General features: G+C 68.7%; 13 protein-coding genes. 5 read left to right on the forward strand and 8 right to left on the reverse strand.

From position 1 onward, the window contains the following. A complete protein-coding gene (locus ACRSBM_RS28510; RefSeq protein WP_434447817.1) occupies positions 1 to 2,367 on the reverse strand; it encodes a GcvT family protein in 2,367 nt (788 codons plus the stop codon). Between the two features lie 219 nt (positions 2,368 to 2,586). Then, on the reverse strand, positions 2,587 to 3,357 hold the full coding sequence (locus ACRSBM_RS28515) for an IclR family transcriptional regulator (RefSeq protein WP_434447819.1): 771 nt from the start codon (positions 3,355 to 3,357) through the stop codon (positions 2,587 to 2,589). Between the two features lie 120 nt (positions 3,358 to 3,477). On the opposite strand from ACRSBM_RS28515, the gene ACRSBM_RS28520 reads away from it, so the two are divergent. The 5 genes from ACRSBM_RS28520 to ACRSBM_RS28540 all read left to right on the forward strand — a co-directional run bounded on the left by ACRSBM_RS28520 (position 3,478) and on the right by ACRSBM_RS28540 (position 9,735). Continuing rightward, on the forward strand, positions 3,478 to 3,798 hold the full coding sequence (locus ACRSBM_RS28520; RefSeq protein ID WP_434447821.1) for a bifunctional 3-phenylpropionate/cinnamic acid dioxygenase ferredoxin subunit: 321 nt from the start codon (positions 3,478 to 3,480) through the stop codon (positions 3,796 to 3,798). Continuing rightward, entirely contained in the window at positions 3,795 to 4,907 is a 1,113-nt protein-coding gene (locus ACRSBM_RS28525; protein ID WP_434447823.1) for an NAD(P)/FAD-dependent oxidoreductase, read from the forward strand. Before ACRSBM_RS28520 ends, ACRSBM_RS28525 begins: the two co-directional genes overlap by 4 nt. A 468-nt stretch (positions 4,908 to 5,375) precedes the next feature. Continuing rightward, the gene (locus tag ACRSBM_RS28530; RefSeq protein ID WP_434447824.1) at positions 5,376 to 6,806 is read left to right on the forward strand and encodes an aldehyde dehydrogenase family protein; all 1,431 of its coding nucleotides are present in this window, start codon (positions 5,376 to 5,378) and stop codon (positions 6,804 to 6,806) included. Beyond that, the gene (locus ACRSBM_RS28535; RefSeq protein WP_434447826.1) at positions 6,803 to 8,275 is read left to right on the forward strand and encodes a GMC family oxidoreductase; all 1,473 of its coding nucleotides are present in this window, start codon (positions 6,803 to 6,805) and stop codon (positions 8,273 to 8,275) included. Before ACRSBM_RS28530 ends, ACRSBM_RS28535 begins: the two co-directional genes overlap by 4 nt. Further along, entirely contained in the window at positions 8,275 to 9,735 is a 1,461-nt protein-coding gene (locus ACRSBM_RS28540; protein WP_434447828.1) for an APC family permease, read from the forward strand. The genes ACRSBM_RS28535 and ACRSBM_RS28540 overlap by 1 nt, the downstream gene beginning before the upstream one ends. Here the strand turns inward: ACRSBM_RS28540 and ACRSBM_RS28545 are convergent. The 6 genes from ACRSBM_RS28545 to ACRSBM_RS28570 all read right to left on the reverse strand — a co-directional run bounded on the left by ACRSBM_RS28545 (position 9,715) and on the right by ACRSBM_RS28570 (position 15,839). Next, on the reverse strand, positions 9,715 to 11,262 hold the full coding sequence (locus ACRSBM_RS28545; RefSeq protein WP_434447831.1) for a helix-turn-helix domain-containing protein: 1,548 nt from the start codon (positions 11,260 to 11,262) through the stop codon (positions 9,715 to 9,717). The two genes, ACRSBM_RS28540 and ACRSBM_RS28545, sit on opposite strands and share 21 nt — an antisense overlap. Next, on the reverse strand, positions 11,259 to 12,557 hold the full coding sequence (locus ACRSBM_RS28550; RefSeq protein WP_434447833.1) for an MFS transporter: 1,299 nt from the start codon (positions 12,555 to 12,557) through the stop codon (positions 11,259 to 11,261). The genes ACRSBM_RS28545 and ACRSBM_RS28550 overlap by 4 nt, the downstream gene beginning before the upstream one ends. 10 nt (positions 12,558 to 12,567) lie before the next feature. Continuing rightward, positions 12,568 to 13,299 carry a 3-hydroxybutyrate dehydrogenase gene (locus tag ACRSBM_RS28555; protein ID WP_434447836.1) on the reverse strand — a complete coding sequence of 244 codons (732 nt, stop codon included), beginning with the start codon at positions 13,297 to 13,299 and terminating at the stop codon, positions 12,568 to 12,570. 306 nt (positions 13,300 to 13,605) lie between these two features. Beyond that, positions 13,606 to 14,625, reverse strand: coding sequence for an LCP family protein (locus tag ACRSBM_RS28560; protein WP_434447839.1), 1,020 nt, complete (start codon positions 14,623 to 14,625; stop codon positions 13,606 to 13,608). A 76-nt stretch (positions 14,626 to 14,701) separates the two neighbouring features. Further along, the gene (locus tag ACRSBM_RS28565) at positions 14,702 to 15,088 is read right to left on the reverse strand and encodes a DUF3037 domain-containing protein (RefSeq protein ID WP_434447842.1); all 387 of its coding nucleotides are present in this window, start codon (positions 15,086 to 15,088) and stop codon (positions 14,702 to 14,704) included. After that, complete coding sequence (locus tag ACRSBM_RS28570) at positions 15,072 to 15,839, reverse strand: HipA family kinase (protein ID WP_434447845.1); 768 nt, start codon at positions 15,837 to 15,839, stop codon at positions 15,072 to 15,074. Before ACRSBM_RS28570 ends, ACRSBM_RS28565 begins: the two co-directional genes overlap by 17 nt. Positions 15,840 to 15,841 lie beyond the last annotated feature (2 nt).

Below are 15,841 nucleotides of genomic sequence, written 5' to 3' on the forward strand. Positions count from 1 at the left end.
TCAGCTCCTGAGCCGCTTCATCTCGGGGTCGAACAGGGGCTCCGGCGCCGGACGCGCCGTGAGCCTGCGACCGAAGTACTCGATCTCGACCTCGTCGTCGATCTCGCTGGGCAGCCAGGCGTACGCGATGTTGAGCCCGGTCGTGTACCCGTAGGCCGCGCTCGTGACGTAGCCGACCGGTTCGCCCTGGTGGAACACCGGTTCGCTGCCCATCACGACGCTGTGCGGGTCGTCGATCGTGAGGCAGGTGAGCTTCTTGGTGGAGGGCAGGTTGTGCAGCGATCCCTTGCCGAGGAACTCCTTGTCCATGCGGACGGCGAACCCGAGTCCCGCCTCGAACGGGTCGTGCTCGGTCGTCATGTCCGTGCCCCACGACCGGTAGCCCTTCTCCAGCCGGAGGCTGTTGAACGCGCCGCGCCCGGCCGCGATGACCCCGTGCCGCCGCCCGGCCTCCCACAGCGTGTCCCACAGCTTCGGGCCCAGGTCCGCGGTGGTGTAGAGCTCCCAGCCGAGTTCGCCCACATAGGACAGTCGCAACGCGGTCACCGGGACGTTCTTGACGAACGCCTTCTGCGCGGTGAAGTAGCCCTTGTGCGTGTCCAGCGTGTGCGAGACCTCGTCGAGGAGGTCGCGCGCCAACGGGCCCCACAGGCCGATGCAGCACGTGCCGGCCGTGATGTCCTGGACGTGGACGTTCTCCGGTGCGTGCCGGGTGAGCCAGTCGAGGTCGAGGTTGCCGTTCGCGCCGACCTGGAACGTGGTCGCGTCGAGGCGCGCGATCGTGAGGTCGCTGCGGACACCGCCCTGCTCGTCCAGCAGCAGCGTGTAGACGACCGCGCCGGGCTTGCGGTTGAGGTTGTTGGTCGTCATGTGCTGCAGGAACTCCAGCGCGCCGGGACCGCTGACCTCCAGCCGTTTCAACGGTGTCATGTCGAACAGCGCGACCCGCCTGCGGGTCACCAGCGCCTCGGCCCCGCAGATGGGCGACCAGTACCGGCTCGCCCACTCACCCCGCGGGGGAACCTCGGCGACCTCGGGCAGATCGGCGTTGGCCTCGTACCAGTGCGGCCGCTCCCATCCCGACGCTTCCAGGAAGAACGCCCCGAGCTCCTGCTGCCTGCCGTGGAACGGGCTCGTCCGGAGCGGCCGCGGGCTCTCCATGGGCTGCAACGGGTGCAGCACGTCGTAGACCTCGACGAAGTTCTGGCAGCTGCGCTCCAGCACGTAGTCCGGCGCCAGCTGCACCTGCTCGAACCGGTTGAGGTCGCTCGAGTGCAGGTCCAGCTCGGGCTGCCCGTCGACGATCCACTCGGCCATCGACCTCGCCACGCCCGCGGAGTGCGTGATCCACACCGCCTCGGCGACCCAGAACCCGGCCAGGCGCGGATGCCGCCCCAGCAACGGCATCCCGTCGCTGGTGAAGGAGAACAGCCCGTTGAACCCGCGGTCCACCCCGGCCCCGGCCAGCGCCGGGATCAGCTCGACGGCCGCCTCCCACGACGGGGCGAAGTCCTCCTCGGTGAACGGCAGCTCCGAACCGGTGATGTCGTTGGCGGCGATGGGCATGGGCCGATGCCCGTAAGCCCCGATTCCCAGTGCCTGGCCGTGCGCCCGGAAGTACAGGTCGGCTTCCTGGTGCCGCAGGATCGGTTGCCGCGCCAGGGCCTTGGCGTCGGCGTTCAGGGCGCCGGTGAAGACGTACTGGTGCGCCATCGGCACGAGCGGGATGGTCAGCCCGACCATCTCCCCGAGCACCGGACCCCACATCCCGGCGCACGACACGACGATGTCGGCCGGGAAGACGCCGGTCTCGGTGCGTACGCCGGTGACCCGGTCCCCCGCCGTCTCGACCGCGACGACCCGCTGCCCGAACTCGAACCGCGCTCCCCGCTCGATCGCCCGCCTCGCCTGCGCCTCGGAGGCATCGACGGGTTTCGCGAGGCCGTCGCCCGGGATCAGGAACCCGCCGAGGAGCTGGTCGCGGTCGAGCAACGGATGCAGCCGCGCGACCTCGTCCGCGTCGACCAGCCGGCTCGCCACACCCCACGACGTGGCCCAGCCGTGGCGGCGGGACAGGTCGGCGAGACGTGCCTCGCTGGTGGCGATCTCCAGGCCGCCGACCTGGTCGAAGCAGCCGAGAGCGGTGTACTTGCCGACGGTGTAGCGGGCGAACTGGGTCATGCTGCGGCAGGAGTTCGTCTGGAACACCAGGCCCGGCGCGTGGCTGCTGGAGCCGCCGGCCGCGACTCCCCGCGCCTGGTCGAGGACGGTGACGTCGGTGAAGCCCCGTTCGGTGAGCTCGTCGGCCAGCGCGCAACCGACGATCCCCGCCCCCACGATCACCACGCGAGGCACTGCACCAGGCATCAGGACACCCCTTCGCCGCAGTTGCGCGAAACAGAACCCGTTCCGCTATTTGCAACAAGTTGCGGGCAGCGCGTGCGGCTGTCAATACCGCCGTTCGGGAATCCGATGTTTGACGGTCCGTGAAACCGGGCATTCAGGGAGGTTCACCCTGGCGCGTCCCACCAGAACCCGGCGTTCGGCGGCACGCTCGCCGAACGCCTCCTGGGTCCTGTGGCCAGGTCAGCCCGCGAAGTAGCCGAGCTGCGCGGAGAGGTCCGCGGCCGCCGACGACATCGCCGGCACGATCTCCTCGACCCGCCGCCGCGACAACCGGTACGACGGCCCGGAAGCGCTCATCGCCGCGACCACCTCGCCGCGATGCCCGCGCACCGGCACGGCCACCGCGTGCAGACCCAGCTCCAGCTCCTCGAAGCACGCCGCGAACCCCTGCGACGCGACCGTCTCCAGTTCGGCCAGCAGCCGGGCGCCGTCCACGACCGTCTTCTCGGTGTAGGAGTCGAGCGGCAGCGACACCAGCCGCTTGCGCTCGTCCGGCGGCAGGTACGCGAGCAGGACCTTGCCGGACGAGGTGGCGTGCAGGGGCGTGCGCTGGCCGATCCAGTTCACGGCCGAGACGGCAGCGGAGCCGCGGGCCTGGGTGATGTTGATGGCGACGCCGGCGTCGTGCACGGCGATGTTGACGGTTTCCCCGAAGGAGTCGGCCAGCGTCTCGCAGACGGGCTGACCGAGCTTGGTCAGGTCCATGCGGCCGGTGGCGGCACCGGCCAGACGGACGACCCCGAACCCGATGGCGTACTTGCCTCTTTCCCCGAGCTGCTCCACCAGACCTCGTGACTCCAGCACGGAGACGAGTCTGGACACGGTGGATTTGTGCACGCCCAGCTCACCAGCGATTTCGGTGATACCGGCCTCGCCTTGGGCGAGCAGTTCGAGCACGCTGATGGCTCTGTCCACGGACTGCACCTGAGCTGCCGAGTCGGAGTTGCTCATCGCGCAACAGTAACCGGCAGGCAAAACAACCCGCTCGAACTCTTGACGGCGCGTCGCGCGGGGCTCACATTGTGTTGCGTCATTCGGAACGTGTGCCGTGTCACGCAACGGAGGCCGACGATGATCCGCGCCTGCGCTCTCATGGACCTGCCCCCAGGGGAGGCGGTTCGCATCGTCGGCCCTTACGCACCGATAGCCGTCTTCAACGCCGACGGCGTCCTGTACGCGATCGATGACACCTGCACCCACCAGGACGCCTCCCTCAGCGAGGGATGGCTGGAGGGTTGCTTCGTGGAATGCCCGCTGCACGCCGCGAGCTTCGACCTTCGCACTGGCGAGCCGACTTGTCTGCCCGCCAAAAGACCTGTGAGGACCTATCCCGTCTACGTGAAAGATGGAGAGGTCTATGTCGATGTCGAAGTGAACAAGGACGTGGCGTGAGGACAATCGCGATCATCGGCGCTTCACTCGCCGGTTTGAGGTCTGCGCAGGCACTGCGCCAGCAGGGGTTCGACGGGCGGCTCGTCGTCATCGGCGACGAGATCCACCTCCCGTATGACCGGCCCCCTCTCTCGAAGGACTTCCTCCTCGGCAAGGTCGAGGCGGTGCCGCTCGCGGACCAGGAGGACCTCGACGCACTCGACGCCGAGTGGTGCCTGGGCGTGCGGGCGACCGGGCTGCTCTCCGCCCGGGAGATCGCGCTGAGCGACGACTCGACGGTCGAGGCCGACGGCATCGTCATCGCGACGGGCGGCATGCCGCGAACAGTCGCCAACGCGCACGTCCTGCGCACGCTCGACGACGCGATCAAACTCCGCGAGGCGTTCGGCACCGCGCAGCACGTCGGCGTGATCGGCGCCGGGTTCATCGGCGCCGAGATCGCGTCGAGCGCGCGTGCCCTCGGCAAGGACGTCACGGTGATCGAGGCGCTTCCGACGCCGCTCACGCGCGTACTCGGCGCCGAGATGGGCACCGCATGTGGACATCTGCACAGCGACCACGGATCAACGTTGATTACCGCCGTCAATGTTGATTCCGTCAACGTTGACGGCCGAATCAACCTCGCGGACGGCCGCCGTGTCGACGCCGACGTCGTCGTCGCGGGCATCGGTACGCGTCCGGCGACGGACTGGCTGCGAGACGGACCGGTTCATCTCGGCAATGGTGTGCTGTGCGACGCCGGCGGCGTGACGAACGTGCCGAACATCGTCGCCGTCGGCGACGTCGCGAACTGCGCGGGACACCGCGCCGAGCACTGGACGTCGGCGACCGAACAGGCACAGGTCGCGACGCGCAACCTGCTCGCGGGCGAGACGGTCGCGACGCACACCAACGGCGGTTACGTCTGGTCGGATCAGTACGGCGTGCGAATCCAGTTCATCGGGCGAGCGACGGAGGACGTTCGCGTCGAAGATGGGTCCATCGAGGACAGGAAGTTCGTCGCGACCTATCGAGACAGCAGCAATCCGGAGGACATCGTCGGCATCATGGCGATGAGCAACGCACGGCTGTTCACGCGGCTGCGCAGGAATTTGAAGCAGGTGGTGTGAGTACGAGCTTCATCGCGTACTTCAGCTCTCGAACGGGTGCGTCACGGTGCCCGGTTCTCGCCCGTGCCGGGCGGGGCCGCTGTCGTGAGGCGCCCGGTTGAGGGACGAAAAACGCCTCGGACGGGTGCGTCACCGGTTCTCGCCCATATCGGGGCAGAGCCGCTGCCGTGAGGTTCCCGGCTGAGGAGTCCCGGACGGGTGCATCACGGTGCCCGGCTTCGCCCGTGGCGGGCAAGGCCTTGCCGTGAGGCTCCCGACTGAGGGGCCTCGGACGGGTGCGTCACGGTGACCGGCCCTCGCCCATACCGGGCAGGACCGCCGCCGTGAGGCGCCCTGTCGAGAGGCGAAAGGCGCCGTGAAGCGCGGCACGCACACCACTTGAGACGGTCGTCACGGTTTACCGCCATCGGCGACCGGCTACACCCCGATGTCCTAGGTGGACAGACGAACCAGGGAGGCGTGTCGCCGGTGCGGCAGATCATCAACCCCTTCGACCAGAGTGTTCTCACCGAGGTCGAGGACCAAACCCGCGAACAGGCGATCCAGGCGATCGCGAGGGCGAGAAACGCCTTCGACCACGGCGACTGGCCGCACTCCAGCCCCGAGCACCGTGCCGCGGTACTGAACCGCGTCGCGGACCTCCTGGAGCGCGACAAGGAGGACATCGCCCGCACCGAGACGCTCGACACCGGCAAGACGCTGGTCGAGAGCCGCATCGACGTGGACGACGTCGTCGCCGTGTTCCGCTACTACGGCAACCTCGCCGGGCTGCTGCACCCGAAGATCGTCCAGGGTGCCCCGGACGACGTGATCAGCCGCATCGACTACGAGCCCGTCGGTGTCTGCGGCATGATCGCGCCCTGGAACTACCCGTTGCTGCAGGTCTCCTGGAAGATCGCGCCGGCCCTGCTCGCGGGCAACACGCTGGTGGCCAAGCCGAGCGAGATCACCCCGCTCACCACCATCAAGCTGTTCGAGCTGCTGCACGAGGCCGGAGTGCCGGACGGCGTGGCGAACATCGTCCTCGGCACCGGCCCCGAGGTGGGCGCCCCGCTGAGCGAGCACCCGGACGTCGACCTGATCTCGTTCACCGGCAGCCTCGCCACCGGCCAGCGGATCATGGCCGCGGCGGCGAAGACGGTGAAGAAGGTCGCGCTCGAGCTCGGCGGCAAGAACCCGAACATCGTCTTCGCGGACGCCGACATCGACACCGCCGTCGACTACGCGCTCACCGCGGCGTTCTTCCACGCCGGCCAGGTGTGCTCGTCCGGGACACGGCTCATCGTGCACAGCAGCGTCTACGACGACTTCGTCGGCGAGGTCGCGCGCCGGGCCGACCTCATCAAGCTGGGCAACGGTTTCGACGAGGACACCGAGTCCGGGCCGCTGGTCTCCGCCGAGCACCGCGCCAAGGTCGAGAGCTACGTCGAGATCGCGAAGCAGGAGGGCGCCACCCTCAAGGCGGGCGGCAGGCGGCCGGAGGAACCCGAGCTGCAGAATGGTTTCTTCTTCCGCCCCACCGTCTACGCGGACTGTCACCAGGACATGAGGCTCGTCCAGGACGAGACGTTCGGCCCGATCATCACCGCCGAGCGCTTCGAGACCGAGGACGAGGCCGTCGCGCTCGGCAACAACACCGACTACGGCCTCGCGGGCGGTGTCTGGAGCCAGGACCTCGACAAGGCGCAGCGCGTCGCGAAGAAACTCCGGCACGGCACGGTCTGGATCAACGAGTTCGGCCCCTACCTGCCACAGGCCGAGTGGGGCGGCTTCAAGCGCTCCGGCGTGGGCCGCGAGCTCGGCACCGCGGGCCTGCACGAGTACACCGAGCCCAAGCACGTGTACCAGAACCTCAAGCCACAAGCCCAGAACTGGTTCGCGCGAAGGGACTCCCAGTGACCGCGTACGACTACGTCATCGTCGGCGGCGGCACGGCGGGCTGCGTCCTCGCCGCGAGGCTGACCGAGGATCCCTCGATCACGGTCGCCGTCATCGAGGGCGGTCCCTCCGACGTCGGTGACGAGAAGATCCTGAACCTGCGCAACTGGATCAAGCTGCTCGAGACCGAGTACGACTACGACTACCCCACGGTCGAGCAGCCGCGCGGCAACTCGCACATCCGGCACAGCCGCGCCAAGGTGCTCGGCGGGTGTTCCAGCCACAACACGCTGATCTGCTTCAACCCGCTGCCGCAGGACTTCGACGACTGGGGCCACGGCTGGACGTGGGACGCGATCGGCCCGTACTACGACAAGGTCCAGCTCAACATCATCCCGGTGGCCGAGAAGGACCGGAACCCGATCGCCAAGGACTTCGTGGCCGCGGCCCAGCAGGCCACCGGCGTGCCGGAGGTCGACAACTTCAACGCGAAGCCGTTCGAGGACGGCGTCGGCTTCTTCTCCATCGCCTACCACCCGGAGAAGAACAACCAGCGCTCGTCGGCGTCGACCGCGTACCTGCACGAGATCCTCGACAGCCGCAAGAACCTGACCCTGCTGCTCAACACCTGGGCCGGCCGGATCGAGCTCGACGGCACCCGCGCGATCGGCGTGCACACCGACAAGGGCTATGTCGAGGCGAACAAGGAGGTGCTGCTCTGCGCGGGCGCCATCGACACCCCGCGGCTGATGATGCTCTCCGGTGTCGGCGACGCCGAACACCTGAACAGCATCGGCATCGAGCCGAAGCACGACCTGCCCGGCGTCGGCGAGAACCTGCTCGACCACCCCGAGTCGGTCATCGTCTGGGAGACCACGAAACCGCTGCCGGAGAACTCGGTGATGGACTCCGACGCGGGGCTGTTCATCCGGCGGGACGAGTCCGATCCGCGACCGGACCTGATGTTCCACTTCTACCAGATCCCGTTCACCACCAACACGGAACGCCTCGGCTACCCGAAGGTGGAGCACGGCGTCTGCATGACGCCGAACATCCCCCGGCCGCACAGCAGGGGCAGGCTGTGGCTGAAGTCCAGTGACCCCGCGGAGAAGCCCGCTCTGGACTTCGGGTACTTCACCAACCCGGACGGCTACGACGAGCAGACGCTGGTCGACGGCTTCAAGATCGCGCGCCGGATCGCCGAGCAGGAGCCGCTGAAGTCGTGGCTCAAGCGGGAGATCGCGCCCGGCCCGGACGTCACGAGCGACGAGGAACTGTCCGAGTACGGGCGCAGGGCCGCGCACACCGTCTACCACCCGGCCGGCACGTGCGCGATCGGGTCCGTTGTGGACGGTGAGCTCAAGGTCATCGGGCTCGAAGGCCTCCGGGTCGTCGACGCGTCCGTCTTCCCCACGATGCCCACCGTGAACCCGATGGTCACGGTCCTCATGATCGGAGAACGTGCCGCCGACCTGATCAAGGGGGCCTGATGAGTCTCACAGCCGAGGACAGGCTGAAGGACCTCGGGTACACGTCGGAGTTCAAGCGGGACATGAGCCCGTGGGCGAACTTCTCCCTGGGTTTCACGTACCTCTCCCCCGTCGTCAGCACGTACACGCTGTTCGGCGTCGCCCTCGCGCTGGGCGGCCCGCCGATGATCTGGAGCTTCGTCGTCGCGGGCGTCGGCCAGTTCCTGGTCGCGCTGATCTTCGGCGAGCTCGTCGCGCAGTACCCGGTCGCGGGCGGCGTGTACCCGTGGGCACGCCGCCTGTGGGGCAAGCGCTGGGCGTGGATGACCGGCTGGGTCTACCTGATCGCCCTGTTGGTCACCATCGCGTCCGTCAGCTACGGCGCAGGTCCTTATCTCGCAACGCTTCTGGGCTACAACGCGACCGTCGGCAACACGGTGCTGTGCGCGATCGCGATCATCGTGGTGTCCACGCTGATCAACTACGCCGGCACCAAGGTGCTGAGCTGGGCCGCGATCTTCGGGTTCGCCGCGGAGATCATCGGCGCGCTCGCCGTCGGCATCTGGTTGCTGGTGGACAACCGGGTCCACGGCCTGGGCGTGCTGTTCGACAGCTTCGGCGCGGAGGGATCCGGCAGCTACCTGCCCGCGTTCTTCGCGGCGGGCATCATCGGCCTCTACCAGTACTACGGCTTCGAGGCGTGCGGTGACACCGCGGAAGAGGTCAAGGACCCCGGCCGCGTCATCCCGAAGGCCATGCGCCGCACCATCTACATCGGCGGCGCTGCGGCCACGTTCGCGTGCCTGTCCCTCCTGCTCGCGGTGCCGGACTTCGGCAAGGTCATCAGCGGCGAGGACGCCGACCCGGTCACGAACATCCTGACGAACGCGTTCGGCCCGGTCGGCTACAAGATCGTGATCGGCGTCGTGCTGATCTCGTTCCTGTCCTGCACGATGTCCCTGCAGGCGGCGGCGTCCAGGCTGACGTACTCCTACGCCCGCGACAGGATGTTGTTCGGGCACAAGGCACTCGCGAAGTTCAACCCGAAGCGCCACATCCCGCCGTACGCGCTCGCGCTCGCCGGTGTCGTCCCGGTGGTCATCGTGTTCGCGTCGATGCTGTCCACGAACGCGCTGGACAAGATCGTGTCGTTCGCGACGCTCGGCATCTACCTGGGCTTCCAGATGGTGGTGTTCGCGGCGCTGCGGGCGAGGCTCAAGGGCTGGACGCCGTCCGGCGAGTTCACGCTCGGCCGCTGGGGCCTCGTCGTCAACGTCCTGGCGCTCGCGTACGGCGTCGCGGCGATGGTCAACATGGTGTGGCCGCGCACTCCGGACGCGCCCTGGTACGACAACTACGTCGTGATCCTCAGCGGCACGCTCGTGGTGGGCATCGGCCTGGTGTACATGCTGATCGCGAAGCCGTTCGGCAACTCCGACGCGCCGGCCGGGGACGCGGTGCTATCCCAGCAGGCGAAGTAGGCGCAGGGCGAGCTGCACCTCCAGCACACGGTCCGGCGACTGCCACTCGCCGAGCAACGACGTCACCCGGTCGAGCCGTTGCGTGACCGTGTTGACGTGGAGGTGCAGCTCGGCCTTGGCCCGGCTGAGGTTCGCGCCGCAGCGGAAGTAGACCTCCAGCGTGTGCACCAGTTCCGTGCCGCGTTCGGAGTCGTAGTCGAGCACCGGCCCGAGCACCGACCGCACGTACCCGGACACGTCGGCGCGGTCGCCCAGCAGCACCCCGACGAACCCGAGGTCGGCCATCGTCGCGGCGTCCTTCTCCCGGCCGAGCTGCCGCAACGCCTTCAGGCACCGCCGCGCCTCCTCGTAGGCCGCCGCGATCCCCACCGGGCCCGCGACCGGCCCGCACGCGCCGACCGTCGCGTCCAGCGCCTTCGCCACGTCCCTGGCGACGTCCGTGGACGCCGACGGCAGGGCCAGCACGACGTCCCGGCCGCGCGACCCGGCCAGTCCCCTGTGGACGGAGGCGTAGTGCGTCGCCCCGGAGAGGTTCCCGTCCGCCACCAGCACCACGTGCGGATCGGTCAGCTCGACACCGACCCGCCGTGCCCGCGCCAGCAGCCCGGCGGCGTCCCGCCCGTCCAGGATGTCGGTGATCAGCTCGCCGCGGACCTTGTTCTCCGCCTCCGCCACGGTCCTGCGCAACAGCAACAACAACGCCGTCACCGCCGCCGACCGCTCGAACAGCCGCCGGTCCGCGTCCGACAGGTCGGGACGGCCGGACAACGCGATCCCGCCCAGCAGCTCCGATCCGGCCAGCACGGCGCACACCCACACGTCGTCGAGCAGCACGGCCCGCCCGCTGGCCCGCACCGCCTGCGCGGGCACGACGTCCAGCACCTCGACCGGTCCGCCGAGCAACTCCGCCACCGCGGCGGCCACGTCGGCCGAGGAACCGCCGCGCAGCACCAGGTCCGTGAGCCGGTCGTGGGCCTCCTCCGCCCGTTTCATGGCCTCGTTGTGCGACTGGATCGTCGCGAACAGCGACGCCGTGTCGATCGCGATGGCGGCGTGGTCGGCCAGCGACGACAGCAACGCGACCTGCTCCGGCGGGAACTCCCTCGGCCTGCGGTCGGCCGCGTACAGCACGCCGATCACGGTCGAGTCGAGCTTCAGCGGCACGCCCAGGATCGCCGTCAGGCCCTCGTCCCGCACCGCCGAGTCGATCGGCCGGGTGTGGTTGAACCGGGCGTCGGCGAAGTAGTCCGACGTCGCGTACGGCCGCGCGGTCTGCGCGACCAGCCCGCCCAGGCCCTCACCGAGTCCGAGCCGGACCTTCTGGAACAACGGCGAGAACGACCCGTCCGTCACCCGCATGTAGGTGCCGGCCGGGTCGTTCATCGACAGGTAGGAGACGTCCGTGCCGAGCAGCGTCCGCGCCCTGCGCACGATCGAGCGGAGCACCGCGTCCGGGTCTCGCATGCCCGCGAGCTCGGACGCGGTCTCGAACAACGCCGCCAGTTCGGCCTCACGCCGTCGCGTCACACGCCAACCCTGTCACGTTCCTCCAGATCCGCACCACGGGTCTCACGCGCCAGCGCGATCGCGACGACGGTGATCACACAGGTGATCAGCACGTAGATCGCGATGGGGAACGACGACTTGTACGCCTGCAACAGTGCCGTCGCGATCAACGGGGCCAGCGCGCCGGCCACGATCGACGCGAGCTGGTAGCCGACCGACGCGCCCGAGTAGCGCACCCGCGTCCCGAACAGCTCGGAGAAGAACGCGGCCTGCGGCCCGTACATCGCGCCGTGCAGCACCAGACCGACCGTCGTCGCCACCGTGATCAGCACCGGGTCCTTCGTGGCGAGCAGCGGGAAGAACGCGAAGATCCACCCGGCCATGCCGACCGCGCCGACGAGGTAGATCGACCGCCGCCCGAACACGTCCGACAGGTGACCCCACACCGGGATCGTCACCAGGTGCACGGCCGACGCGATCAGCACCGCGTTGAGCCCCACCGACTTCGACAGCCCGAGGCCGGTCACCACGTACACCAGGATGAACGCCGTGATCACGTAGTACGACACGTTCTCGGCGAACCGCGCGCCCATCGCGATCAGCACCTCGCGCCAGTTGTGCTTCAGCAGCTGCAAAGCGGGCGCCTTCTCCGGCTCCGGACCCTTCTCCTTCGCCGCCTTCGCCTGCGCCGCCAGGAAGACCGGCGACTCGGACACCGAGAGCCGGATCCACAGCCCGATCACCACGAGCACACCGGAGAGCAGGAACGGGATCCGCCAGCCCCACGCCAGGAAGTCGGCGTCCGACTGCACGGCCGCCAGCACCGCCAGCACACCGGTCGCCAGCAGGTTCCCGCACGGCACACCGGCCTGCGGCCACGACGCCCAGAAGCCGCGCCGCTTCGGGTCGCCGTGCTCGGAGACGATCAGCACCGCCCCGCCCCACTCACCGCCGAGCGCGAAACCCTGCACCAGCCGCAGGAACGTCAGCAGCAACGGCGCCAGGACGCCCACCGACGCGTACGTCGGCAGCACGCCCATCAGCATCGTCGCGCCACCCATCAGCAGCAACGACAGCACGAGCAACTTCTTGCGCCCCAGGCGATCTCCGTAGTGGCCGAACACCAGGCCGCCCAACGGACGCGCCAGGAAGCCGATCGCGTACGTGGTGAACGCGAGCAACGTGCCGGTGAGCGGGTCCGCCGTCGGGAAGAAGAGCTTGTTGAACACCAGGGCGGCCGCCGAGCCGTAGAGGAAGAAGTCGTACCACTCGACGGTTGTCCCGATGAGCGACGCGCCTACCACTTTTTTGATCATCGACAACTCCTCATTGAGCAGTCCAGCCGCCGTCGACGGCCAACGACGTACCTGTGACAAAACTGTTGTCGCACAACCACAGCACGGCGCTGGCGACCTCGGAAGGATCGATCAGCCGTTTGACCGCGGTGCGCTGGAGGAAGATCTGCGACGAGACGTCGGCCTCGGAGATGCCGTGCACGCGGGCCTGGTCCGCGATCTGCTTCTCCACCAACGGAGTCCGCACGTAGCCGGGCGCCACGCAGTTGGACGTCACGCCGTGCGGGGCGCCTTCGAGAGCGGCGACCTTGGAGAAGCCCTCCAGGCCGTGCTTCGCGGCGACGTAGGCGGACTTGAACGCGGACGCGCGCGCCCCGTGCACGCTGGAGATGTGGACCAACCGGCCCCAGCCGGCGGCGTACATGTGCGGCAGGACGTGGCGGGTGAGCCGGAACGCCGCTCCGAGCATGAGGTCGACCATCGCCGAGAAGCGCTCGGCGGGGAACTCCTGGATGGGCGCGACGTGCTGCACGCCGGCGTTGTTGACGAGGATGTCGACCTCGGCGGGCAGCGCGGCGACCGGCTCGGTCAGGTCCAGCACGTGTCCGACGCCACCGAGTTCCTCGGCCAGTGCGAGGACGCGGGGGTCGCGGTCGACCAGGTGGACCTTGGCGCCCTCGGCAGCCAGTGCGCGGGCGCAGGCCAGGCCGATGCCGCTCGCGGCTCCGGTGACCAGCGCGCTGTGACCCGTGACACTCGACATGACCGGAAACGGTAGGCGTCACGCGGCGTGATCAACATGTGGCTGCCCCACATAACGCCTGGTGACAACGTGGCTTTAGCCAACATTTAGCGTCTCGGAGGCATATCGCGGGAGAAGAACGGGTACAGAGGCGTAAGCTCCCGTCACCTGAACGGGGGAAGATCCATAAGAGGGGGCTCCACGCCATGTCCACAACGCCTATTTACGACGACCTCCTGCGCGAGCTCGAAGGCATCGCGCAGGAGGCCGGTCTCACCAGTTCGGAGCCCACGTCCGAGCCGGCCGAGTCCTAGCTACTTCGGAGGGCTACTTCGGAGGGGCGATCAGCTCGGCGGGCACCGGCTCGTCCTTGCTGATCAGGTCGAAGAGCTGCGAGGCCTTCTCCTTGTTCCACTGCACGACCGAGCCCGCACCGGGCACCGTCGGCGTGGAACCGACCGGCACCGTGCCGCTCGTCGCGTCGCTCATGTTGAGAGCGACGCTCGCCAGGTGCCACACGTGGTCGTCCTCGTTGACCGACACCGAACCCGACGCCGCGTTCATCAGCGGAACGAGGCGGAACGGGTTCGCGAGCGTGGCCGGGCTCTTGACCTTCTCGAACAGCGCCGACAGGAACTGGCGCTGGTTCTGCACGCGCTGCAGGTCGGCGGTCGCGAACGCACGCGTCCGCACGAACCCGAGCGCCTGCGGCCCGTCGAGCTCCTGACATCCCGCGGGCAGGTCGATGCCGGCCAGCGGGTCCTTGATCGGCTGGTCGAGGCAGATGTCGACGCCGCCGACCGCGTCGACCATGTCGGAGAACCCGCCGAAGCCGATCTCCATGTAGTGGTCGATCCGCACGCCGGTCGCGCCCTCGACGGTCTGCACGAGCATCTGCGGCCCGCCGAACGCGTACGCCGCGTTGACCTTGTTGCGACCGTTGCCCGGAATGGCGACGTACGAGTCACGCGGAATCGACAGCAACACCGGCTTCGCGGCGCTGTTGTCCGGCAGGTGCAGCATCATGATGGTGTCCGTGCGCCGGCCTGCGGCGTCACCGGTGGCGAGCGCGTCCTTCTGCTCCTGCGTCAAGCCCTCCCGCGCGTCCGACCCGACGAGCAGCCACGTGGTGCCCGCCGTCTCGGCCGGACGGCCCTCGTACTCCGGCAGCGCGTTGATCCGCGTGAGCGTCGAGTCGACGTAAAACCCGAACCCGACGGCACCCAGAACCAGGACGAGCAGCAGCACCAGGATGACGCGTCCGGGACGCTTCTTCTTCCTCATCGGCCGCTGCGGCGGCATGGGACGCCGCGGCTGCTGGTAGCCGTGGTGATACCCAGCGCTCATGTGTCGCCAACCCCGATCGCTTTAGTTTCGCTTTGCACCTAGGGACGCCGTTGGTCCCTCGAGGTTGCGAGGAAACCTACCGGGGCGGCAGGACCAGCGCCTCGAAAAGGCGGGTGACCTCGGCGGACGGGTCGTCGGTGAAGCCCGTGTGCGCCGGTGAGGTCTGGACGATCGTGCTGCGCGGCGCCGTGAGCCAGCGGAAGCGCTGCCCCACCGTCGTCGTGCTCACCGGACCGGCCTCGGGAGTGCCGTCGCACGAGTTCGCGAGGTGCTTGAGGCTGGTCTCCAGCACCTCCACGTCCAGCAGCGGATCCAGCGCCCGCAACCGGTCACCGTCCACATAGGTCTTCGCGCACAGGAAGTCCAGCGGCGCGCAGTAGACGATGACGCCGACGTTCATGAACTCGCCCCGCTCCTGCCGCGGCACCGCCCGCAGCAGCGCGTACTCAAACACGTGCGGCACGCGCGGCCTCCAGCGAGTCGACCCAGCCGCGGTTCGCGAGGCGGTAGGTGAAGAAGTCCTGGTAACGCTGACGAAGTTCGGCGGGGTCGCCCTCCAGCCACTCGTCGGGGACGAGCGCGAGCACCTCGTCGAGCAGCTCCGGCGTGACCCGCGCCGCCATCTCGGCGTCCACTTCGGACACCGAGGCGGCGGCGGGCAGCATCGCGTGGTCGGACGCGTCGTAGCGGTACTCCTTGGTGGCGGGCCGTTCCGCGCTCCACGAGTAGTGGAAGTACAGCGAGGCGCCGTGGTCGATCAGCCACGGTTCCCGGTGCCACAGCAGCATGTTCGGGTTGCGCCAGCTGCGGTCCACGTTGAGCACCAGCGCATCGAACCACAACAGCTTCGTCGCGAGCTCGGCGCCGGGGTCGCGCACGACCGGGTTGAAGTCGAACGAGCCGGGCAGGTAGTCGAGTCCGAGGTTGAGACCGCCGCTGGCCCGCAGCAGCTCCTGGACCTCCTGGTCGGGTTCCGCGCGCGCCAGCTCGGGGTCGAGGTGCACCAGGACGATCTCCGGTATCCGGAAGCCCAGCCGCCGCGCCAGCTCGCCGACGACGACCTCGGCGACCAGGACCTTCACGCCCTGCCCCGCGCCACGGAACTTCACCACGTACATGCCCAGGTCGTCGGCCTCGACCAGCCCCGGCATCGACCCGCCCTCGCGGAACGGCGTCACGTACCGGGTGGCCGTGACCTCCCTCAATGAACTCACCG

The sequence above is a fragment of the Lentzea xerophila genome, assembly GCF_051094245.1.
In the GTDB taxonomy this organism is placed as follows: Bacteria; Actinomycetota; Actinomycetes; order Mycobacteriales; family Pseudonocardiaceae; genus Lentzea; species Lentzea xerophila.